The sequence below is a fragment of the Roseateles rivi genome (genome assembly GCF_043555845.1).
Lineage (GTDB): Bacteria > Pseudomonadota > Gammaproteobacteria > Burkholderiales > Burkholderiaceae_C > Roseateles > Roseateles rivi.
On sequence record NZ_JBIGHZ010000002.1, the window covers coordinates 570283 to 589533 of the forward strand.

A 19251-nucleotide genomic window follows, 5' to 3' on the forward strand; every position below is an offset into this window, starting at 1 on the left:
GCCGCCTCTTACTTCTGGATTTGGTATTCGGGGCAGGCCATCAGCATCAGGATGGCCGCACGCACCCGGTTGAGCTTGCCCGCATCGCTGCTGGCGCTGAGGGTCGCGATGGCGGTGCTGATGGCCGTCTGCGTGGCCGTCGAGATGCCGCCGCCCGCCAGCCGCAGCGCCAGGTCCGCCACCAGCGCGGGCGCATCGGCAGCGAGGGCCAGCTCGGCGGTGTAGCTGCCCTTGACGTCGCCGCCCGTGCCCGCGCCATTGCTCAGCACCGCTTGCAGGTAGTTCAGATAGCCCGCCACCGTGCTTTCGTTGCAGAGCTGGAACTCCGGGGCCGTGATGCCCTGGCTGCCCAGCTCCGAGTTCGGCGGCACATAGCCTGGGCGGAAGAAATTGAACACCGTGGGGCTGCGCAGAGGGCTTTGACCCAGGCGCGTGGCCGGGTTGCTGGTGTCGCCAATGGGCCAGAGCCCGCTGGCCGAGCTGGCCTGGAAGCTGCGGCCCCACTGGATGAAGCGCAGCAGCGGCTCGCGCAGCTTGCCCGCGCTGGGCGCGCCGCTGGCGGTGCGTGCCTCGCTGTCGAGCAAGATGGCTTTGATCACAGCCTTCAAGTCGCCCCTCTGGCCGCTGCCGTTGTTGTTGAAGACACTGGCCACGCGCTGCACATAGGCAGGGCTGGGGTGGGAGGCCACCAGGCGCTGGATGAGCTGGCGGCAGAAGAAGGGCCCCACATTGGGGTGCGCAGCCAGCGTGTCCAGCGCGATGTTCATGGCCGTGGGCCCGTCAGCGCTGGCCGGGATGTCCACGTCCAGCACCTTTTTGGCGCCGCTGGAGAAATTGGCCGCGCTGTGCACCATGGGGCGGCGCATGAAGCTGGGGTCGCTGTTGCTGAAGCCGTCCCAGTTCCAGCCGGTGAACACGCGGGCCAGTTCGCTGATCTGCGCCTGCGTGTAGGTCGGGATGGGCTGGCCCTTGGCGTCCGTCACGGGGCTGCCGTCGGGCTTGAGCTGCAGCAGCCCGATGGTGAAGAGCTGCAGCACCTCGCGCGCGTAGTTCTCATCGGGCAGGCGGCCGGTTCGGGGGTCTTCCTTGAGGTTGCCGCGCAGGTTCAGGTAAGAGCCCATGCCCACCGAGAGGGTGACGGCCCCCAGCAGCTCGCGGTAGCTGCCAAAGGCGCGCTGCTCCAGCATGTCCAGATAGGCCGCCACCGCAAAGCCGCGCCAGGCAATGGGCAGGCCGTTCATGGAGATCACAAAAATCTCCGACAACGCCAGCACCACGCGCTGGCGCAGCGCGTCGGGTGCGGACATCAGCTTGCGCCACAGGCTGTTGTCAACGCCGCCGAAGTCGTTGCGGTGGTCGGTGCTGGCAAAGCCCTTGGCCACCATCCAGTCGAAATGCCCATCGCTGGGCGCCAGGGCGAACTGCGCGTCCAGCCAGGCGGCATAGCCGCTTTGCTTGACCTGCGCGATGTCAGCCGCCGTGGCAGCAAAACCGGCCTGGGCCAGAAAGCGCGCGGCTTGCGCCTCGCTGGGCATGGCCGGTGGTGGTGGCGGGGCGGGCACCGGGGCGGGCGCGGCTGTGCTGCCCCCGCCGCCGCCGCAGGCGCTCAACAAGGCGGCCCCAGCCGCGGCAAGGGCCAGCCCCTCCGGGGGCACCGCCTGAGGTGGGCTCACGCCGCCCGCGGGCGGCAACTCAAGCACTTCAGATTCGCTCATCGTGAACTCCCGCGCCGGTGGCGCGAACGATGGCTGGGCAAGCCCCCAGCGCTGGCCGCCCAGTCTACGGATTGGATCGGGCCATGGAGCGCCTGCCGGAGAACTTGAATCTTCTTTACCTGCGCTTTACGCGTGGGGCTAACGGTGTTGCATCAAGCGCAGCGCATGGGGCAGGGAATGGGCCTCGGGCACCCAGTGGTCCAGCATCAGACCCAAGGCCACGCCCAGCACCAGCATGGCCAGAGCGGGTTTCCAGGTGCGGGTCAGGGCGCGGCGCAGCCAGCCCTCGCGCTGGCGCCGCCAGGCAAAGCCACCGGCCAGGCCAGCCAAGCCCAGCTCCAGCACCACGGCCATCAGCACATCCACACCAAAAAGTGCGAACACGCCCAGGCCCAGCAGGCTCATGAGCAAGGTGCCGATGGCCAGCACCACCAGCAGGGGTATGGCCACCACCGCGCCCTCGTCCGCATCCAGGACCGCCGCGCCGAGCTTGGTGGTTTGCCCCGCGATCTCGCCAGCGGCTTCGCCCAGGCTGCTGCCGGCGTCCAGCACATCGCCCACCTCGAAGCTGTCGCTGGCCCCGCCGCCAGCGAAATCGCCGCCGCCGCCCGAGCGCATCGGCATGCTGCACCCGGCGGCGCTGTCCGCGCCACTGCGGGGGGTGGGCAGCGAGGAAAGAACATCCAGAACATCTACCCCATGCGACAGCGCGTCCGACTCGCGGCGCAGCAAATAGCCGGCCCACAGGCGCAGCAGCCCCAGATACAGCAGATAGCTGATGGGCAGCGCGATGGCGTAGCGCAAGCCCAGCGATTCAACGCCCAGCAGTCGCAGCAGCGCAGCGCAGGTCATCAAGCCGCCCAGCGTGAGCAGCGCGATCAGCGCCACATGAAGGCGCAGCCAGTGCTCGCGCTGCAGCCGCTGGTGCGTGTCACGCACGAACTCGCGTTCACGCCAGAGGTGGGGTTGGGACTTCTGTCGGGCTCGAGTACGTGCAGGGTTGGCAGCGCTGGGTGTCATGAAGCGACGCAAGGTGGGTGGGTGTGCAAGGTGCCCACTGTAGCGGCGTGCCTGCTCTATGCTCGCGCCCTCATAGATTGGGGTGGCTGGGTGAGAGACGAGCAAGCACAACATATCGACAGCACGGCGCGGCAGGCTTTGCCGTTCTGGGCCCAGTGCGGGCAGGAGGAGGCGCATGTCGCTGAGCTCTGAGCGCTGGCTGTTTTGGGGCCCGACGCTGATTTGGGCCAGCACCTGGCATGTGATCCTCTACCAGCTCAATTCGGGCGTGCCCGTGCTCAATTCGGTGGCTTGGCGCTTTGCGCTGGCGGCCTTGTTGCTGGCGGCTCTGGCGTGGCGCCAGGGGCAGCGGCTGAGCCTGCCGGGCCGGGCGCATGCGCTGGCGCTGCTCACCGGGGTGGTGCAGTACAGCGGCAATTACTGGTCGGTCTACGAGGCCGAGCGCCACATCCCCTCGGGCCTGGTGGCGGTGCTGTTTTGCCTGATGGTGTTTGGCAATGCGCTGTCGGGGCGCTGGCTGTTTGGCCAGCGCGTGAGCCGTGGGTTTTTGCTGGCCGCAGCGGGCGGCGTGGCGGGGGTGGTGTTGATTTTCTGGCCCGAGATTGCCGCCACCGGCGCGCGGCCCACGGCGGGGTTGGGCCTGGCGCTGGGCTTGGCCGCGGTGTTGGCCGCGTGCGTGGGCAATGTGCTGACGCTCACGCTGACGCGCCCTGTCAGCGCAGGTGGTCGCCTGCCTGGGCAGGGCCTGCCCTTGGTGCCGGTGTTGGCCTGGAGCATGGGCTATGGCGCGCTGTTCATGGGTGTGCTGTCGCTGGGCAGCGGGCAGGGCCTGCACTTTGCTTGGACCTGGTCCTACGGCTTGAGCCTTCTGTACCTGGCGGTCTTGGGTTCGGTGGCGGCGTTTGTGCTGTATTTCAAGTTGGCGCAGCGCCAGGGCCCGGCGCGGGCCGCACTCACGGGGGTCATCATCCCGGTGATTGCCCTGGCGGTGTCGGCCACGCTGGAGGGCTGGCGGCCCAGCCTGCTGTCGCTGGCGGGCATGGCGCTGTGTGTGGGCAGCATCTACCTCGCGCAGCGCCAGCCGCGCCACTGAAAAGTGCTGCGCGGCGGGTGTGTCACACTGCGCGCTGCACAGGCTTGGGATGGAGGATAGACATGGAATTCGGGGTTTGGCTGGGTTTTTTCGCGGCCTCTTGGGCCATCAGTTTGTCGCCCGGCGCGGGGGCCGTGGCGGCCATGAGTTCGGGGTTGAACCACGGCTTTGGGCGCGGCATCTACACCACCTTCGGGCTGATTCTGGGCATCCTCACGCAGATCGTGCTGGTGGGCTTGGGCCTGGGCGCGCTCATTGCCACCTCGGCCTGGGCTTATGCGGCGGTGAAGTGGGCGGGGGTGGCCTATCTGATTTACCTCGGCGTGCAGCAGTGGCGCGCACCGGCGCGGCCGCTGGTGGCGCAAAGCGCTGACAAGGCCGTGGTGCGGCGGCGCACGCTGGTGCTGCGCGGCTGGGGGGTGAATGCCGTCAACCCCAAGGGCACGGTGTTTTTGCTGGCCGTGGTGCCGCAGTTTCTGAACCTGCAGCAGGATTTGACGCCGCAGTACGCGGTGATTGGCGCCACGCTGTCCTTCACGGACTTGGTGGTGATGTCGGGCTACACCCTGCTGGCCGCGCGCGTGCTGGCGGCGCTGCGCGAACCCCGCCAGCTGCGCTTGCTCAACCGCGTGTTTGGCTCGCTCTTCGTGGCCGCTGGCGCGCTGCTGGCCATGGTCAGGCGCTGAGTGTTGCGGCGGGCGCTAGGCGCACGCGCCTGCACTGATTTGGCATGGCTTGCGCGCAAAGCCTGCTGATTTGGGTGATAAAGCGGCACCTTCGTGCCGGGGCGCTGTCTGACCCCGCTGCGGCCAGTTCTGCAGGAGTACAACGCAAATGAAACGACGCCAATGGTCCCAGTGGGCCGTCTGTGCCTCCCTGGCCCCCTGGGCCTTGAGCGCTCAAGCCAACAATCTCAACCGCAGCCAGGCGGCGCCCGCAGCGTCAGCGCCGGAGCGTTTCACCATCTACATCCCCGGCAGCAGCGGTGGAGGCTGGGACCAAACCGGCCGCGCCTTGGGCGCTGCGCTGCAAGCCCAGGGGCTGGTGGGCGAGGTGGCCTACGTCAACAAAGGTGGCAAGGGGGGGCTGCCCGGGCTGGCTGAGTTTGTGCAGCGCCACGATCGCGACCCCCACGCCATTTTTGTGGGCGGCATGGTCATGCTCGGGGCGATTGCGGTGCAAAGGCCCGCCATCGCGCTCAACCGTGTGCAGCCCCTGGCGCGCTTGACCACCGAACACCTGATGCTGGCCACCACGCCCAAGTCGGGCTTCAAAGACGTTGCGGCCTTGGCGGCTGCGATGAAGCAGGACTTGAGCTCGGTGGTCTTCACCGGCGGGTCTGCGGGCGGCATTGATCACATGATGATTGCCATGGTGGCGCGCCAGCTGCGTCTGGACCTGAGCAAGCTCAACTACTTGCCCACGGGCGGTGGTGGCGAGGCGCTGGAGCTGCTGCTGGCGGGCAAGGCGCAGGTGGTGGTTTCGGGCGTGGGGGAGCTGCAGCGTGCGGTGGCGACACGTCAGGTGCTGCCACTGGCACTGTCTTCGCGCCGCGGCACGGGTGGCGTGCCTTCGCTCACCGACCGAGGCATCCACACCGAGCTGGCCAACTGGCGCGGCGTGTTCTGCGGCGGCGGGCTGACACCGACTCAGAACGACCGCCTCATCGGCATGCTGCGCCAGGCCACCGACAGCCAAGCCTGGCGCCGCCAGGTGCGCGACAACCGCTGGCAGTCCGCCCAATCTTTTGGGCCGGACTTTGCCGAGCTGCTGTTGGTGGAGCAGGCCATCGCCAACGCCGTCACCCACATGCTGCGCCTGCAGGCCTGAGGCAGCAGGCCCGGCGTCGCCTCAGCGCGCCGTGTCGCGCCAGCCGATTTCGAGCGCGGTGCTCTCGCCCACCACCACCTCGCTGAGGTCAGCGGGCATGCGGCTGTGCGTGTCGTCCAGCGCGCGCCGGCCCGCCATCAGCTCAGTCTGCGCTTGCGGGTGGCGCGGCCATTGATGGGGCTGGGCATAGCCCTGAGGGAATAGCGGCATGAGGGTGTCGCGGTCGTATTTGTCGCTGGCACCCCAGGTGTGCAGGGCTTCGTGCGCCACCACCACGGCGTTTTGCTCCGCTTGCTCGGTGCTGGCCCAAAGATGCGCCACACCGATGCGGCCTTTTTGCAGTGCGGTGGAGTGGGGCAGGGATTCCAGCGTGCTGTGCTCGGAGTGGTAGATCAGGAACATGCGCACCTGCGGCACGGGGCTGCTGGGCGGCGTGTGGCGCCAGGCCCACCAGCGCATGCGCAAGGCCCAGCCCATGGCCTCCAGCGCACTGGCGCGCTCGGGAATGCGCGGCGGTACGCTGCTGAGCGCCGGGCCCAGCAGCACGCGGATGGGGCGTTCGCTGAGCACGCCGTGCGCACGTGCTTGCTGGGCAAAGAACTGCTCGATGGCCTCGAATTCCGAGGCCTTCAGCCCGGCCACATAGCGCGCCGTGTCGGCCGCTCCATCACCCGCTACCGGGTAGACCATGAGCAGCTGGGGGTTGGACCAATCGCCCGCCCGCCACTGTTCCCAGGCTGCCTGCACGGCCACAAACAACAGCACCAGCAGCAGAGACAGCAGGCGCAGTTGTTTGATCATCAGGGCTGTTGCCGTTTCAGGCCGTGGCGTCCACGCTCACTGGCACACGCCGGGCCAGCGCGCACATCAGCTCATAGCCTATGGTGCCGGCGGCATGCGCCACCTCGTCGATGGACAGCACGCTGGCGCCCGGGCCGCGGCCCCACAGCGTCACCTCACTGCCCATGCCGGCTTGCGGCAGTGCGCTGAGGTCCACGGCCAGCATGTCCATGGACACGCGCCCCACGGTGCGGCTGCGCTGGCCGTCCACCAGCACGGGCGTGCCGCTGGGGGCGTGGCGCGGGTAGCCATCGGCATAGCCGCAGGCCACCACGCCAATGCGCATGGGGCCCTCGGCGCGGAAGCTGCTGCCGTAGCCCACGGTGTCACCGGCTTGCAGCTGCTGCACGCCGATGATGCGTGCGCGCAGCGTCATGGTGGGCTGCAGCGCCCAGTGGTGGATGTCGTGCTCGGGGTAGTCCGGCGCGCTGCCGTAGCTCATGATGCCCGCGCGCACCCAGTCGGCGCGCACGGCGGCATCGGCGGCGTGGCGCAGCACGGCCGCGCTGTTGCTGAGGCTGCGCTCGCCGGGCAGATCGCTGGTGGCCTCCAGAAACACCTGCATCTGGTGCGCAATACCGCGCGCGCCATCGGCGTCGGAGAAGTGGGTCATGAGCGTGATCTCATCGACCTGCGGCAGCGCGTTGAGCCGTGTCCAGGCCGCGCGAAAGGCCGAGGGCGTGAGCCCCAGCCGGTTCATGCCGCTGTTCATCTTCAGGAACACGCGGTGCGGCTCATGGGTTTTGTGCATGGCCAGCCAGTCGATCTGTTCCTGGCAATGCACGGCATGCCACAGGCGCAGGCGCGAGCACAGCTCCAGGTCGCGCGCCTCAAAGCAGCCTTCCAGCAGCAGGATGGGGCCGCGCCAACCCAGAGTGCGCACGCGCTGGGCTTCGTCCAAATCCAACAGGGCGATGCCGTCTGCCCCTCGCAGGCCGGGGAAGACGTTTTCGATGCCATGCCCATAGGCATTGGCCTTGACGACGGCAAATACGCGCGCATCGGGCGCCAGGGCACGGGCGCGCTGCAGGTTGTGCGCCAGAGCGGCGGGGTGAATGAGGGCTTCTATCGGACGAGGCATGGGGCGGCATTGTGCCGCTTGCGATCTGTGCGAAAGGGCGATACCCGAGGCTTGGCCTCAGCCTCGAATCGGTATTGGGCGCTGGGCGCGCATGCTATAAATCCGCCAGACCGTCTTGCCAGGGGACTGGGTGTTGTCATGAGGCCCGACAGTTGGCGTGTGAGTGTGATCGGGGTTTCATGAAAAAAGGTTTTTACACCATCATGTCGGCGCAGTTTTTCAGCTCGCTGGCCGACAACGCCCTGTTCGTTGCAGCCGTCGAGCTGTTGCGCACCGGCGGGGCGCCAACCTGGCAGGGCGCGGCACTGGTGCCGATGTTTGCCCTCTTTTACGTGCTGTTGGCGCCGTTTGTGGGGGCGTTCTCGGACGCCGTCCCCAAAGGCAAAGTCATGTTTGTGGCCAACAGCATCAAGGTGCTGGGCTGCTTGATGATGCTGTTTGGCTCCCACCCGCTGCTGTCTTATGCCGTGGTGGGGCTGGGGGCGGCGGCCTACTCACCGGCCAAATACGGCATCCTCACCGAGCTTTTGCCGCCCTCACAGCTGGTCAAGGCCAATGGCTGGATTGAGGGCTTGACCATCACCTCCATCATCCTGGGCGTGTTGCTGGGTGGGCAGTTGGTGGGCCAGCAGGTCTCCAGTGTGTTGTTGGGTATTGATCTGCCTTTCGTGGATACCGGCGTGGACACCCCGCCTGAGGCCGCCATTGCTGCCCTGGTGGGCCTGTATGTGGTGGCTGCTGGTTTCAACTTGCGCATTCCCCGCACCAGCGCGCCGCTGCAGCCCATGCGCGGCGGGGCTCTGTGTCTGCTGCGTGATTTCCAGCAATGCAACCGCCGCTTGTGGCAGGACAAGCTGGGCCAAATCTCCCTGGCCACCACCACGCTGTTCTGGGGGGTGAGCGGCAACTTGCGCTACATCGTGCTGGCCTGGGCGGCGGCGGCGCTGGGCTACAGCACCACGCAGGCGTCCACCTTGGTGGGCGTGGTGGCGGTGGGTACGGCCGTGGGCGCGGTGGCGGCCTCGGTGTACATGCGGCTGGACCGCGCCACGCAGGTCATCCCCCTGGGCATTGCCATGGGCTTGCTGGTGATGTTCATGAACGTCATCGACAAGGTCTGGGTGGCCGCGCCATTTTTGGTGCTGCTGGGCTTGATTGGTGGCTACCTGGTGGTGCCCATGAATGCGCTGCTGCAGCACCGTGGCCACAACCTCATGGGCGCGGGCCGCTCGATTGCGGTGCAAAACTTCAACGAGCAGGCCTGCATCTTGGCGCTCGGGGCCTTCTACACGCTGCTGACCAAATTCGGCCTCTCTGCCTTTGGGGCCATCACCATTTTTGGTTTGGTGGTGGCGGGCACCATGGAGTTGATTCGCCGCTGGCATGTGCGCAACACCGTGGTGTACCGCGACGAGGTCGAGCGTCTGCTGCAAATCGCCCGCAGCGACGAGCTCTGAGCGCCGAGGCGCCGCCTTCAGCGCCGAGCGCGTGACTTGCCGCTGGTGGGCGCTTCGGGGGCACGGCCGCCGTTTTGCAGCACGATGTCCACATGCTCCGCCCAGGCGCGGCCCAGCTTGAAGCAGCCGCTGTGGTTGGGGTGGATTTCGTCGTGCCAGTCGCCGCTGCTGCCGCTGCTGCCTGCCGCAGGCAGGGCCAGGGGCACGGCGGTGGAATCAAACACAAAAAGCCCGGGGTAGTTGGCGCTGTCGGCCGCCATGGCCTTGAGCAGCTGGGCCAGGTGCATGACCATCAGGCGCGCCAGGGCCAGCCAGTCGCCCGGTGGAATGGCGTAGGCCTTGAAGGTGGGCAACAGCCAGGGGCCACCCGTGCCGTTGCCCGCGGGGCGTGGCAGCGGCACGGCGTAGCAGTGCACAAACACGGGCTTGCCCGCGCTGGGGCCTTGGTCGCGCAGGCTCAGCAAGTGCTGCACATTGGTGCGCAGGTAGTCGGCAAAGGTGCTCCAGCCCGGTTCTGAAAAGTAGCGCGCCACGCCTTGGCTGGGAGCCCCCCATTCGGATTGCGTGCGCAGCAGGCGGTGCTGCAAATCCACGGCCGCACCGCTGGCATCGACGGCGGTGGTTTGAGCGGCGTGCAGCAGGTCGTGGCCGCCCAGCGAGAGCAGCAGGCCGTCCCAGGTCGGCGCGTCTGGAGCGCACAGCAGTTGCCGGAATTGGGCATCGAGGGCCCAGTCCACCACATGGCTGAGCGCCGGGGCCTGGGCCCGCGCGCAGTTCAAGAGCGCCGTGGCCTGGCTGAATTGCATGTCCTGCAGCAAGTGGGAGCCCTGGGCCGAATGGCCGTCAGGGGCCGCGACCCAGTCGTCGCCATGAGCCAGCAGCTTCCATCGGTAGCTGGACCAGTCCGGGGCAGGATCCTTGCTCAGATCCTCTGGGGTGAAGCAGGCCAATTGATCCAAAACGAGTTCTCCAGAACCAAGCCAATGACGTCAATTTGGGCTTTGGGCGACAGGTTCGACACCTTGCAGCGGCCCTGATTGGACGGGTGGGGACAGAGCTTGCGCCATGCTATAAACCCTTGACATTGTTGGCAGGCTGCCAAACGCATGCACATCCCTGCACAAAGGGGGGGTGTTGCGGGCGACCCACCCAGTCTGTCTGATTCTGCAGCCCTGCCCGCGTTTGTGTCGCGTGGGTTTGTCCTCGGATTGATCGTCATGAGCACCACCGCCTTTGACTTCCAGGCCCAAACCCTCCAAGGCCAGAGCCTGGACCTCGGCCAATGGCGCGGCCGCGTGCTGTTGATCGTCAACACCGCCAGCCAATGTGGCTTCACGCCGCAGTTGCAGGGGCTGGAGCAGCTCTGGCAGGACTACCAGGCCCAAGGCTTGGTGGTGCTGGGCTTTCCCAGCAATGAGTTTGGCGGCCAGGAGCCCGGCGAGGCGCAGCAGATCGAGACCTTTTGCCAGCTCCATTACGGCGTGAGCTTTCCCATGATGGCCAAGGGCGAGGTCAACGGCGCGCAGGCCCAGCCGCTGTGGGGCTGGCTCAAGACGCAGGCGCCCGGGCTGTTGGGCAGCCGCGCCATCAAGTGGAACTTCACCAAATTCCTGGTCGGGCGTGACGGCTTGGTGCGCCAGCGCTACGCGCCCACCACCACGCCGCAGCGCCTGCGCGCCGATATCGAAGCCGCTCTCGCCGCTTAGTGCGCGGCCTCGGGCCCGCCTTGGCGGGCCACCCACTCCACCAGCGCGTCCAGCACCGGGCGGCCTTTAGCCTGGGCTTGCGGGTCGTTGAGCAGGGCCACCAGCACCCACAGCCGCCCTTGGGCGTCGGGCACATAGCCCGCCAAGGCCATGGCGTCGCGCAGCGTGCCGGTTTTGAGCCTGGCGCGGCCTTCGGCGGCGCCGCCCAGCAGGCGTTTTTTGAGCGTGCCGTCGCGCCCGGCCACGGGCAGGGCGGCCATCACGTCCAGGGCGTGGGGGCCGCTGTAGAGCCGCTGCAGCACGCCCGCCAGCAGGGCAGGGCGCAGGCGCTCCAGGCGTGAGAGGCCCGAGCCGTTGTCCAGCACCAGGTCGGCGTCGCTGAGGCCTTGGGCGGCCAGCCACTGACGCACTTCGCGCTGGGCTGCTGCCGCGGTGGGCTCGCCCATGCGTGGCGCCAGGGTGCCCAGGCGCAGGTAGACCAGGCGTGTGAGCGGGTTGTCCGAGTGCTTGAGCATGGGCCGCAGCTGTTCCACCAGGGGGCGGTCTTGGTGGCGCACCAAGGGCAGGGCGGTGGCGGGCGTGCGGCCTTCGACGATGGCGCCTTCGAGCTGCCCGCCCAGCTCCTGCCAGAGTTGGCGCAGCGCCTGCGCGGTGAGCCATTGGCGGTCCACCAGCTGCAGCCATTGCGTGACGCTGCAGTGGCGTGGGAAGCCGCCTTGCAGGCGCAGCAGCGGCGGGTCGGACTGCCATTGCGGCGTGCGCCACTGCGCGCCCCACTCGCTGCAGGGGCGCTCTTGCAGCGTCAGGGCCTGGGTGTCCAGGGCCAGCGCGCCAAAGGCGGGAAAGGGTTGCAGGCGCAGCTGCGAGGCGTCGCTTTGCAGGGTGATGGACCACAGCGCGGTGTTGAGGCCCAGCGCATCGGGCACCACGTTGTAGGGGAACTCCGTTGCCTCGTCGAAGGGCGGCTGTGTGAGGTCGGCGCGCGCGGGCTCGAAGAGGTGGCGGTCCACCACGATGCCGCCGGCCAAGTGGCGCAGGCCGTGGCGCTCGCGCAGCTCGCGCAGCAGCAGCCACAGGGCGCCCCAGTCCAGCTCGGCATCGGCGCCGCCGCGCAGGTAGAGCGGGCCGCGCAGCACGCCATCTTGCGCGGCGCCATCAATCAGGAACTCGGTCTGGCCGCGCTGCTGCGGGCCCAGCCGGTCCAGTGCCACGGCGGCGGTGAGCAGCTTGACCGTGGAGGCCGGCGCCATGGGGCGCTCGGCGTTCAGGCGCAGGCCTTGGTCAGGCTGTGTGAGCGGGAAAGCCACCACACCCAGGGCGGTGGCCTCCAGGTGCTGGGCGTTCAGCACCTGGCGCACCGGCTCGGGCAAGCTGGCGCTCGGTGGGCCCGCCAGTGCAGCGCTGACCCCCAACACCAGGGCGGTGGCGGCCAGCGCACGCATGGTGGGCCTCAGGCCAGCACTGTGGCCATGGCTTGGGCGGTGGCCTCGACGTTGCGGGTGTTCAAGCCCGCCACGCACATGCGGCCCGAGCGCACCAGGTACACGCCGAATTCTTCACGCAGGCGGTCCACCTGAGCGGGGCTCAGGCCGGTGTAGCTGAACATGCCGCGCTGCGTCAGGAAGTAGTCGAAATTGCGCTGCGGCAGCTTGGTCGAGAGCACCTCGTGCAAGGCCTTGCGCATCGCCAGAATGCGCTGGCGCATCTCGGCCACTTCGGCCTCCCACTGCGGGCGCAGCACCGCGTCAGACAGCACGCGCGCCACCACCTGGCCGCCGTGGGCCGGGGGGTTGGAGTAGTTGCGGCGCACCGTGAACTTGAGCTGGCCCAGCACGTTGGCGGCTTGTTGCGCGTCGGGGCAGACCACCGACAGCGCACCGCAACGCTCGCCGTAGAGGCTCATGTTCTTGGAGAAGCTGTTGGCCACGATGAAGGGCAGGCCCGAAGCGGCCAGCGCGCGAATGGCGTAAGCGTCTTCCTCCAGCCCGTCGCCATAGCCTTGGTAGGCCAGGTCCAGGAAGGCCAGCAGCTCGCGCTCGCGCAGCACGGGGATGAGGGCGTCCCACTGCGCACGGCTCAGGTCCACGCCCGTGGGGTTGTGGCAGCAGGCGTGCAGCAACACCACCGAGCGCGCGGGCAGGCCGCGCAGGGCTTGCAGCATGTCGTCAAAGCGCACACCGCCGCTGGCCGCGTCGTAGTAGGGGTAGGTTTTGACATGGATGCCCGAACCCTCGAACACGGCGCGGTGGTTGTCCCAGGTGGGGTCGGACACGTAGATGTCGCTGTCGGGGAAGTAGCGCTTGATGAAGTCCGCCCCGACCTTCAGGCCGCCGCTGGAACCCACGCTCTGGATGGTGGCCACACGGCCCGAGCTCAGTGCCTCGCTGCCCTTGCCAAACAGCAACTCAGCCACCGACTGGCGGAAATTCGCCGCGCCTTCCATGGGTAGGTAAGGGCGAGCGCCCGCGGCCTGCACCACGGCCAGCTCGGCCGCACGCACCGAAGCCTGCATGGGAATGCGGCCTTCGTTGTCGAAGTAAATGCCGATGGAGAGATTGATCTTGCCCGCCCGCGGGTCTTTCTGGAAGGCCTCGTTGAGGCTCAGGATGGGGTCGCCGGCATAGGCGTCGACATGCTGGAACATGGAAATCTCCGGGGGGTGACAGACGGTAGAAGTGCGCATTATCGGCGGCACATTTGGGCTGGCACGCACTGGTTTTATGCTTTGCCCTCATGGAACCATCAAACAAGCCCACAGTGGCCTTTCATGACATGCCCCAAATGGGACTGCCCAAACTCCTGGGTATCGCGTTCGACCACGTCGGTAGGGGTCGCGCCACAGCCACGCTGGCGCTGCGCCCCGAGCTCATGGCGCCCAACGGCTACCTGCACGCCGGCACGGTGGTGAGCCTGGCCGATACCTGCGCGGGTTATGGCTGTGTGGCCAGCCTGCCCGATGGGGCCAACAGCTTCACCACCATCGAGCTCAAGTCCAATTTTTTGGGCACAGCGCGCGAAGGCCAGATTCAGTGCGAGGCCACGCTCACCCACGGCGGCCGCACCACCCAGGTCTGGGACGCCACCGTGCGCCAGGGCGACCGCGTGCTGGCCATGTTTCGCTGCACGCAGATGCTGCTCTACCCGCGCGGGTGAGGCGGCACCACCAACTCCTCGGCTTTGAACGGGTCATGCAGTCGTGGATACATCTGCATGTTGGGGTGGCCTTGTGCAACTACTTGGGTGGCGCCTCTTGGGAGGCTGCGCCCCGTGCCACACCAAGTCGACGAGCTTGGCTCAATGATTGTGGTACTTCAAGGTAGTGCTTTGTATTTTTGGTCCAGCGGAGTGCAGAGTATCCTGCGATTAACCTATGGCCAATCCATCGTGGATCAACTGTCGGAGGGAGTCCTTTTTGGTTTGCTAGTAACAAGAATCCCATGATAGAGGCCCAGCGCTCGAAATTTACTACTGTCGCAGAATATCCATGAAAAGACCGTCCGCTCGTGTACCAGTGAAATTCATTAAATAAATCTCCGAGAAATGGCCTAAGTTTCTCTAATTGGGCGGCGGACCCGGTGGACATGTCAATCAATGGAATGTGCATGAATTGGCCGGATGTCGTGTGTACGCGAGAATGAAATGCTAATTCATGCCCCTCTGGGGTGGCGTCAATAATATTCTGAATTTCGACTGGATCAATGAATTGTGAGGTTGTAATTGTCAGCTCTGTGCGCGGGTCCTCTACGGATTGAGGAATATACTCATAATAGCTCAAGTAGAGGTGCGAAATTCGATCTCGCCATGAGTTGATCAAATCTCTCACATGCCAATAGGGGTGTGTTTTGATTGGGCCGATGTTCATAGACGCATACCCGATAAAGTGCGATATGTTGCCATTGCGAAATCGTCCGTCATTCCTGAAATAAAATCTGTAACAAGGTGAGCTCTGAGTACCCACTCATGATGCAGAAAATCTGCGCTCGATTTATCGAGGATGCTCAAGTCATGCTTGTAAACATCAATGTATTTCTTTGGAAATAGTGTGAGCAGTTTTCTTTCTAAGACTATAGGCTTTCCTGCTGAATCTGTGTTATTCGAATAGTCGAGCGCCTTATCGAATCTTTCACGATTAGCCTCTAATAAGCACCTGAATCGCTCAAGTAATCCATAGATCGCTGCGTGACCAGCTAGCTCGATTCGCTGTACCGATTCGTGGCGATAGACGTGAGTTTGGCAGTAATTTTTGAGAATACTTAATATCTTTCCTGCAGCGGAGGAGGTCGTGAGGAGTGGTTGGGCCGTCCCGTTGATAATTTTCGCGTGATCCTCGATGTATTTTTTGGCGCAGTACTTGACGATGTGGCGATTCAAGGCAGTGCGGAAGTCGGTGTATGTGAATGTGCGTCCATTGATTTCACCGACGCTGGCGGCTTTTAAAACTTTTTCTATCTCAATGTGAAGCGAGTCGGGGTCGGGGGGGTATTGCTCTTTCCACGTTTTGTAGACTTCACTAAGTGCGATTTTTTGATTGAGTAGCTTTTTTTCAATTGAGTCCTCAAGGTCGCTTATGCAGTAGGCCAGGTCATCTGCAGCTTCCACGATGTAAGCAAGTGGGAATCGCTGAGGATTTTTGTAGTCGAATTCATTCCAAATGTGACGAACTAATGCTTCTTCGGTTTTGAAGTATCCGGCCTTTTTGGTAAATGGCGTGCCCGCTATGAAGGGGGCGCCAGCGGCTCGCGTGTATTTTAGAAATGAAGCAATTGATGTCTTTGTCAAATTGAGGCCAAATTCGTCTGAATTTCGCTGAAGCTTTGCAACTACACGCAGTCCTTGTGGGTTGCCATCGAACTCCAAGAAATCAGCAAGTGCATCCTTTATTGTCTGATCGTTCAAATTGTTAATGTTTTTAGCGCTATCGCCGCATGCCTTCCTGATCGCGTCAGCGCCATTTGACTCGAACCACTGTGCGATTGCGGCTTCACCGAAGTGCCCAAACGGAGGATTGCCAATGTCATGCATTAGGCATGCAGTTTCGACAAAAGTAACAAGTGCGTTGCACTCGGTCGCACTTGCTAAATTAGCTGCGAACAGTTCGGGGCCGATCGAGTCGGCGATATAGCGCCCCATCTGAGAGACTTCAAAGGAGTGAGTCAGCCGGCTCCGTACCGCTGCGTTGGGCTCCATTGAGAAGACTTGGGCCTTTTGTTGAAGCCGACGGAAAGCTGGACAAAAGAGGACGCGGCCACGATCGCTTTCGGCCTCAGTGATAAGGGGGCGGTCCTTAACCGAGGAGGAACGAAGACGTGTGCCGGAAAGTAGAGGGGTGTACTGCGTTTGCATCGTCGCTCAAGTGTAGAGGTGGGGGTCTTGATATCGCCTAACTTTGCATATGCCCCACGCCGTCTTCGCTGCCAAATGTGCCTGGGAACGGGTGGATCAAAGGCTTTGAGCCTCTTGGCGCCAAGCGTACTTTTTGGTGAAGTTCTAGCGCATTTGCCCACCATTTTGGGCGATTTGCAGTTGAGTGTCCCGAGGTATCAAGGCTGACCCTGATGGGCCGGGCTGGTTGCGAGGGTTGGGTCCACAGCCCGCGCCCAGCGCCCATGCGGGTGTGACCAGGCCAGGGCCTGGCGCTGTACGGTGCCGTGGGCGTCGCGCCAGTGCAGCACCCACAGCGTGGCGCTGCCGGGGCTCTCGCCTGGGGGCAGGGGTGGAAGCGGTTCGATGGGGCTGCGCGCTGGGGCTTCGGCGCTGATCCAGGCCAGGCCGGTGTCGCGCACCAGTTGCAGGGCGCGCTCGTGGTGCGCTTGCGCGGCGGCGGTGTCGAAGTAGGCCAGCACCCAGGAGTGAAAGAGCACGGGCAGTGGCGCGCCCGCAGTGCTTTCAAGCGTTGGGGCCCAGTGCGCGAGGTCGCTCAGGCCGTCGTCGTGCTGCAGCAGCGGGTCGCGGCGCTGCTGGGCCAATGCCAGGGCGCGTTGCAGCCGGGTGCGCCGTGCGCCGTCGCCCGGCCACAAGCAGGCTTGCAGCCACAGCGTGTCGGCACTGCTGCTGGGTTGTAGGGGCGCGAGGTCGCAGCCGCGGCCAGGGCTCAGCCGCCAGGCCTGGGCTTGGCGCAGCAGCGCGGGGCTGTGGCCTTGCCAGTGGATGGGCAGTTCGGGGGCGTCGGCGGCGGCGCTGCCGTAGCGCCATTGCTGGCCGTGGTCGTCCCGCGCCAGGGCGCTGTAGTCGGCCACGCCCAGGTTCAGCCCGGCGCTGCAGCCAAAGTCATACAGCGCGAAGTGTTCGTGCCCGCTGCGCTGTGCCAGCACCTGCAGTGCAGCCCACAGCACGGCGCTGCGGCCGATTTCATTGGTTTGGGTGCGGCGTGTGGCCAGGGTGTGGTCCAGCGCGGGCCGCTCGGCGGCCACAAAGCGGCGCAGGGCGCTGGCGAGCTGCGCATCGGGCGCGGCAGGCTGGGGGGTGACGCTGGCGTAGTAGCGCGCCAGGCCGTGGTCGGCGCCTTTGAGCACTTGCAGGTGCAGGGCCGCCAGCAGCAGCACGGGCAGGTGCTGTGTGGGCGGAGCCTGCGCCGCCAGGGCCAGCAAGGCCTCGTCTTGGGCGATTTCGGTGGCCAGCGCGCAGTACAGCGCGTCGTCGCGTCCATCGGCTTGGGCGAAGCGCTCGTAGCGTTCGCGTAGGGTTTGCAGTGTGAGGGTGTCCATGGGCTGCAGCCTAAGGCCCGAGGGCGGCGCACAATGTCGGGAACCCGACACAAGACTGGGCTTTGCCTCCAACATGTCCGAATTGCACAGAACGCCCGCTGGGCTGCCCGAGCTGAGCGCGCCCGAGGCCCTGGCGCAGGCCCTGCGCCAGGAGCTGCCTGGCCTGAACCTGGCGCCGCTGCAAGACGCCGCCTGGGCGCGGCGGCTGCTCACGCTCATGCCGCAGCGCCAGCTCCAGGCCGGGCAGACACTGTTTGCCCAAGGCCAAGCCGCGCGCGCTTTCTACCTTTTGGCCCAGGGGCAGCTGGAAACCACGCAGATTGGCGAGCAGGGCGAGGCCGCATTGCTGGGGCAGTTGCGCGCGCCGGTGTTTTTTGGCTTGGCGGCGTTTGTCACGGGCCGCCCCACGGCTTACGAGGCCCAGGCCCGCAGCGCCTGCCGGGTGTGGGTGGTGACGGCCCCGGCCTATGCGCTTTTGATGGACGAGTGGCCGGGCTTTGGGCGCGCCTTGCTGCAGCGCTTTGCCCAGCACTTTGATGCCAATTTGCGCCAGCTCCAATCGGCCCGTTTCGAGCCCGCCGCGCCGCGCTTGGAGCAAGCCGTGCGCCAGCTGCTGGCGCTGCACCAGCCGCCCGTGGACGCGCAGGGCTGGCAGCGCTTGCGCGTGACCCAGCTGGAGCTGGCGCGCGTCTGCCACCTCAGCCGTCAGACCGTCAACGAGCTGTTGCAGCAGGCCCAGCAGCGGGGCCAGGCGCGCCTGGGCCGGGGCTGGCTGTGCTGGCGCGGCTGAGGCGTGCGCACAGATATGTCCAGACCATGTGCGCGGCGGCGTTGCTGGTGAGTTCGGCGTGGTCAAAAGGCGGCGCCACTTCCACGCAATCCATGCCCACGCAGTTGAGCGTGCTGAAGGCCTCCATCAGGCTCAGCAGCTGGGCCGAGCTCAGGCCGCCGGGCTCGGGGGTGCCGGTGCCGGGGGCGAAGGCGGGGTCCAGGCAGTCGATGTCCAGGCTGATGTAGAGCGGCGGGTGGCCCAGCTGCTGCATGCGCTGGGTGATGGCGCCGATGACGGGCTCCAGCTGCGCGGGGCTCTCCAGACCACGCAGGGCGCGGGCTTCGTAAATCAGGCCGCCTTGGTCGCGCACGTACTCGCGCGCGGCGCGCTCGGCGGCGCTGCGCAGGCCCAGCTGCACCATGGCGCGCGGGTCTACCAGACCTTGCTCGATGGCCTCGTACACCCAGGTGCCGTGGCCGCTGGGTTCGCCGAAGTGGTCGCTCCAGGTGTCGCAATGGGCGTCGAAGTGGATCACCGCCAGCGGGCGGCCCAGGTGCGCGCGGTAGGCCTGCAGCAGGGGCAGGGTGATGGAGTGGTCGCCGCCCAGCCACACCATGTGGTGGCGCTGCAGCAGCGGGGCGAGCTGCGGCGCCAGGGCCGCCCGCATGCCCGCCAGGCTGGTGTTGGGCAGCGGCAAGTCGCCCAAGTCGGTGGCGTGGCCTTCGGGGCTGGTGTCAAACAGCGGGTGGGTGCCGTCGCACAGCATGTGGCTGGCCTGGCGTATGGCCGCCGGGCCCAGGCGTGCGCCGGGGCGGTGGGTGGTGGCTCCATCCCAGGCAATGCCCGCCAGGGCAAAGGGTTTTTGGGGGTCGTGGGCGGGCAGCTTCATGAAGCTGCCGTGGCTGAGGAAGGCAAAGGCGCTCATGCGCCCAGTAGAGCAGCAAGCCAGCGCTGGGCGCGCTGGGGCAACCCCGAGCTTTGGGGGGCGGTGCGCATGGCAGAGCCGGTGCAGGCAGAAGCCGCAGAGAATGGG

Annotated in this window: 18 protein-coding genes; 7 read left to right on the plus strand and 11 right to left on the minus strand. The window is 66.0% G+C overall.

Going from position 1 to position 19251, the window contains the following annotated elements; translation table 11 throughout:
• Positions 1-8 precede the first annotated feature (8 nt).
• Entirely contained in the window at positions 9-1715 is a 1707-nt protein-coding gene (locus ACG0Z6_RS06615) for a DUF1800 domain-containing protein (RefSeq protein ID WP_394459718.1), read from the minus strand.
• 138 nt (positions 1716-1853) lie between these two features.
• Positions 1854-2747 carry a hypothetical protein gene (locus ACG0Z6_RS06620; RefSeq protein ID WP_394459720.1) on the minus strand — a complete coding sequence of 298 codons (894 nt, stop codon included), beginning with the start codon at positions 2745-2747 and terminating at the stop codon, positions 1854-1856.
• Positions 2748-2910: 163 nt separating this feature from the next.
• Between ACG0Z6_RS06620 and ACG0Z6_RS06625 the strand changes: the two genes are divergently transcribed.
• From ACG0Z6_RS06625 to ACG0Z6_RS06635, 3 genes are all read left to right on the plus strand, one after another.
• Entirely contained in the window at positions 2911-3828 is a 918-nt protein-coding gene (locus ACG0Z6_RS06625; protein ID WP_394459722.1) for a DMT family transporter, read from the plus strand.
• A gap of 62 nt (positions 3829-3890) precedes the next feature.
• Complete coding sequence (locus ACG0Z6_RS06630) at positions 3891-4514, plus strand: LysE family transporter (protein ID WP_394459724.1); 624 nt, start codon at positions 3891-3893, stop codon at positions 4512-4514.
• Between the two features lie 148 nt (positions 4515-4662).
• Positions 4663-5658, plus strand: a complete 996-nt coding sequence (locus tag ACG0Z6_RS06635) for a Bug family tripartite tricarboxylate transporter substrate binding protein (protein WP_394459725.1) — start codon at positions 4663-4665, stop codon at positions 5656-5658.
• A gap of 21 nt (positions 5659-5679) precedes the next feature.
• Here the strand turns inward: ACG0Z6_RS06635 and ACG0Z6_RS06640 are convergent, their stop codons facing one another.
• The gene (locus tag ACG0Z6_RS06640) at positions 5680-6459 is read right to left on the minus strand and encodes a hypothetical protein (protein WP_394459726.1); all 780 of its coding nucleotides are present in this window, start codon (positions 6457-6459) and stop codon (positions 5680-5682) included.
• A 16-nt stretch (positions 6460-6475) separates the two neighbouring features.
• Positions 6476-7579: an alanine racemase gene (gene alr / locus ACG0Z6_RS06645; protein ID WP_394459728.1), complete on the minus strand. Its 1104-nt coding sequence runs from the start codon at positions 7577-7579 to the stop codon at positions 6476-6478.
• Between the two features lie 179 nt (positions 7580-7758).
• Here alr and lplT point away from each other — a divergent pair, with 179 nt between their 5' ends.
• The gene (gene lplT / locus ACG0Z6_RS06650; RefSeq protein ID WP_394459730.1) at positions 7759-9036 is read left to right on the plus strand and encodes a lysophospholipid transporter LplT; all 1278 of its coding nucleotides are present in this window, start codon (positions 7759-7761) and stop codon (positions 9034-9036) included.
• 17 nt (positions 9037-9053) lie between these two features.
• On the opposite strand, the gene ACG0Z6_RS06655 is transcribed toward lplT, so the two are convergent.
• Positions 9054-9995: a hypothetical protein gene (locus ACG0Z6_RS06655; RefSeq protein ID WP_394459732.1), complete on the minus strand. Its 942-nt coding sequence runs from the start codon at positions 9993-9995 to the stop codon at positions 9054-9056.
• Positions 9996-10253: 258 nt separating this feature from the next.
• Between ACG0Z6_RS06655 and ACG0Z6_RS06660 the strand changes: the two genes are divergently transcribed.
• The gene (locus ACG0Z6_RS06660) at positions 10254-10742 is read left to right on the plus strand and encodes a glutathione peroxidase (RefSeq protein WP_394459734.1); all 489 of its coding nucleotides are present in this window, start codon (positions 10254-10256) and stop codon (positions 10740-10742) included.
• On the opposite strand, the gene dacB is transcribed toward ACG0Z6_RS06660, so the two are convergent.
• Together dacB and ACG0Z6_RS06670 are read right to left on the minus strand one after the other, a co-directional pair.
• The gene (gene dacB, locus ACG0Z6_RS06665) at positions 10739-12184 is read right to left on the minus strand and encodes a D-alanyl-D-alanine carboxypeptidase/D-alanyl-D-alanine endopeptidase (RefSeq protein ID WP_394459736.1); all 1446 of its coding nucleotides are present in this window, start codon (positions 12182-12184) and stop codon (positions 10739-10741) included. The two genes, ACG0Z6_RS06660 and dacB, sit on opposite strands and share 4 nt — an antisense overlap.
• Positions 12185-12192: 8 nt before the next feature.
• Positions 12193-13386, minus strand: a complete 1194-nt coding sequence (locus tag ACG0Z6_RS06670) for an amino acid aminotransferase (RefSeq protein ID WP_394459738.1) — start codon at positions 13384-13386, stop codon at positions 12193-12195.
• An 89-nt stretch (positions 13387-13475) separates the two neighbouring features.
• On the opposite strand from ACG0Z6_RS06670, the gene ACG0Z6_RS06675 reads away from it, so the two are divergent.
• Entirely contained in the window at positions 13476-13895 is a 420-nt protein-coding gene (locus tag ACG0Z6_RS06675; RefSeq protein WP_394459740.1) for a PaaI family thioesterase, read from the plus strand.
• Positions 13896-13974: 79 nt separating this feature from the next.
• Here the strand turns inward: ACG0Z6_RS06675 and ACG0Z6_RS16700 are convergent, their stop codons facing one another.
• From ACG0Z6_RS16700 to ACG0Z6_RS06685, 3 genes are all read right to left on the minus strand, one after another.
• Positions 13975-14604, minus strand: a complete 630-nt coding sequence (locus tag ACG0Z6_RS16700; protein ID WP_419964619.1) for a primase 1D-like protein — start codon at positions 14602-14604, stop codon at positions 13975-13977.
• Positions 14601-16085, minus strand: coding sequence for a dGTPase (gene dgt / locus ACG0Z6_RS06680; protein ID WP_394459742.1), 1485 nt, complete (start codon positions 16083-16085; stop codon positions 14601-14603). Before dgt ends, ACG0Z6_RS16700 begins: the two co-directional genes overlap by 4 nt.
• Positions 16086-16282: 197 nt before the next feature.
• Positions 16283-17446: a DUF2332 family protein gene (locus tag ACG0Z6_RS06685; RefSeq protein WP_394459744.1), complete on the minus strand. Its 1164-nt coding sequence runs from the start codon at positions 17444-17446 to the stop codon at positions 16283-16285.
• 73 nt (positions 17447-17519) lie between these two features.
• Here ACG0Z6_RS06685 and ACG0Z6_RS06690 point away from each other — a divergent pair, with 73 nt between their 5' ends.
• Entirely contained in the window at positions 17520-18236 is a 717-nt protein-coding gene (locus ACG0Z6_RS06690) for a Crp/Fnr family transcriptional regulator (protein ID WP_394459745.1), read from the plus strand.
• On the opposite strand, the gene speB is transcribed toward ACG0Z6_RS06690, so the two are convergent.
• Positions 18160-19143 (minus strand): agmatinase, encoded by a 984-nt coding sequence (gene speB / locus ACG0Z6_RS06695; RefSeq protein WP_394459747.1) that lies wholly within the window; start codon positions 19141-19143, stop codon positions 18160-18162. The genes ACG0Z6_RS06690 and speB overlap by 77 nt on opposite strands.
• Positions 19144-19251 lie beyond the last annotated feature (108 nt).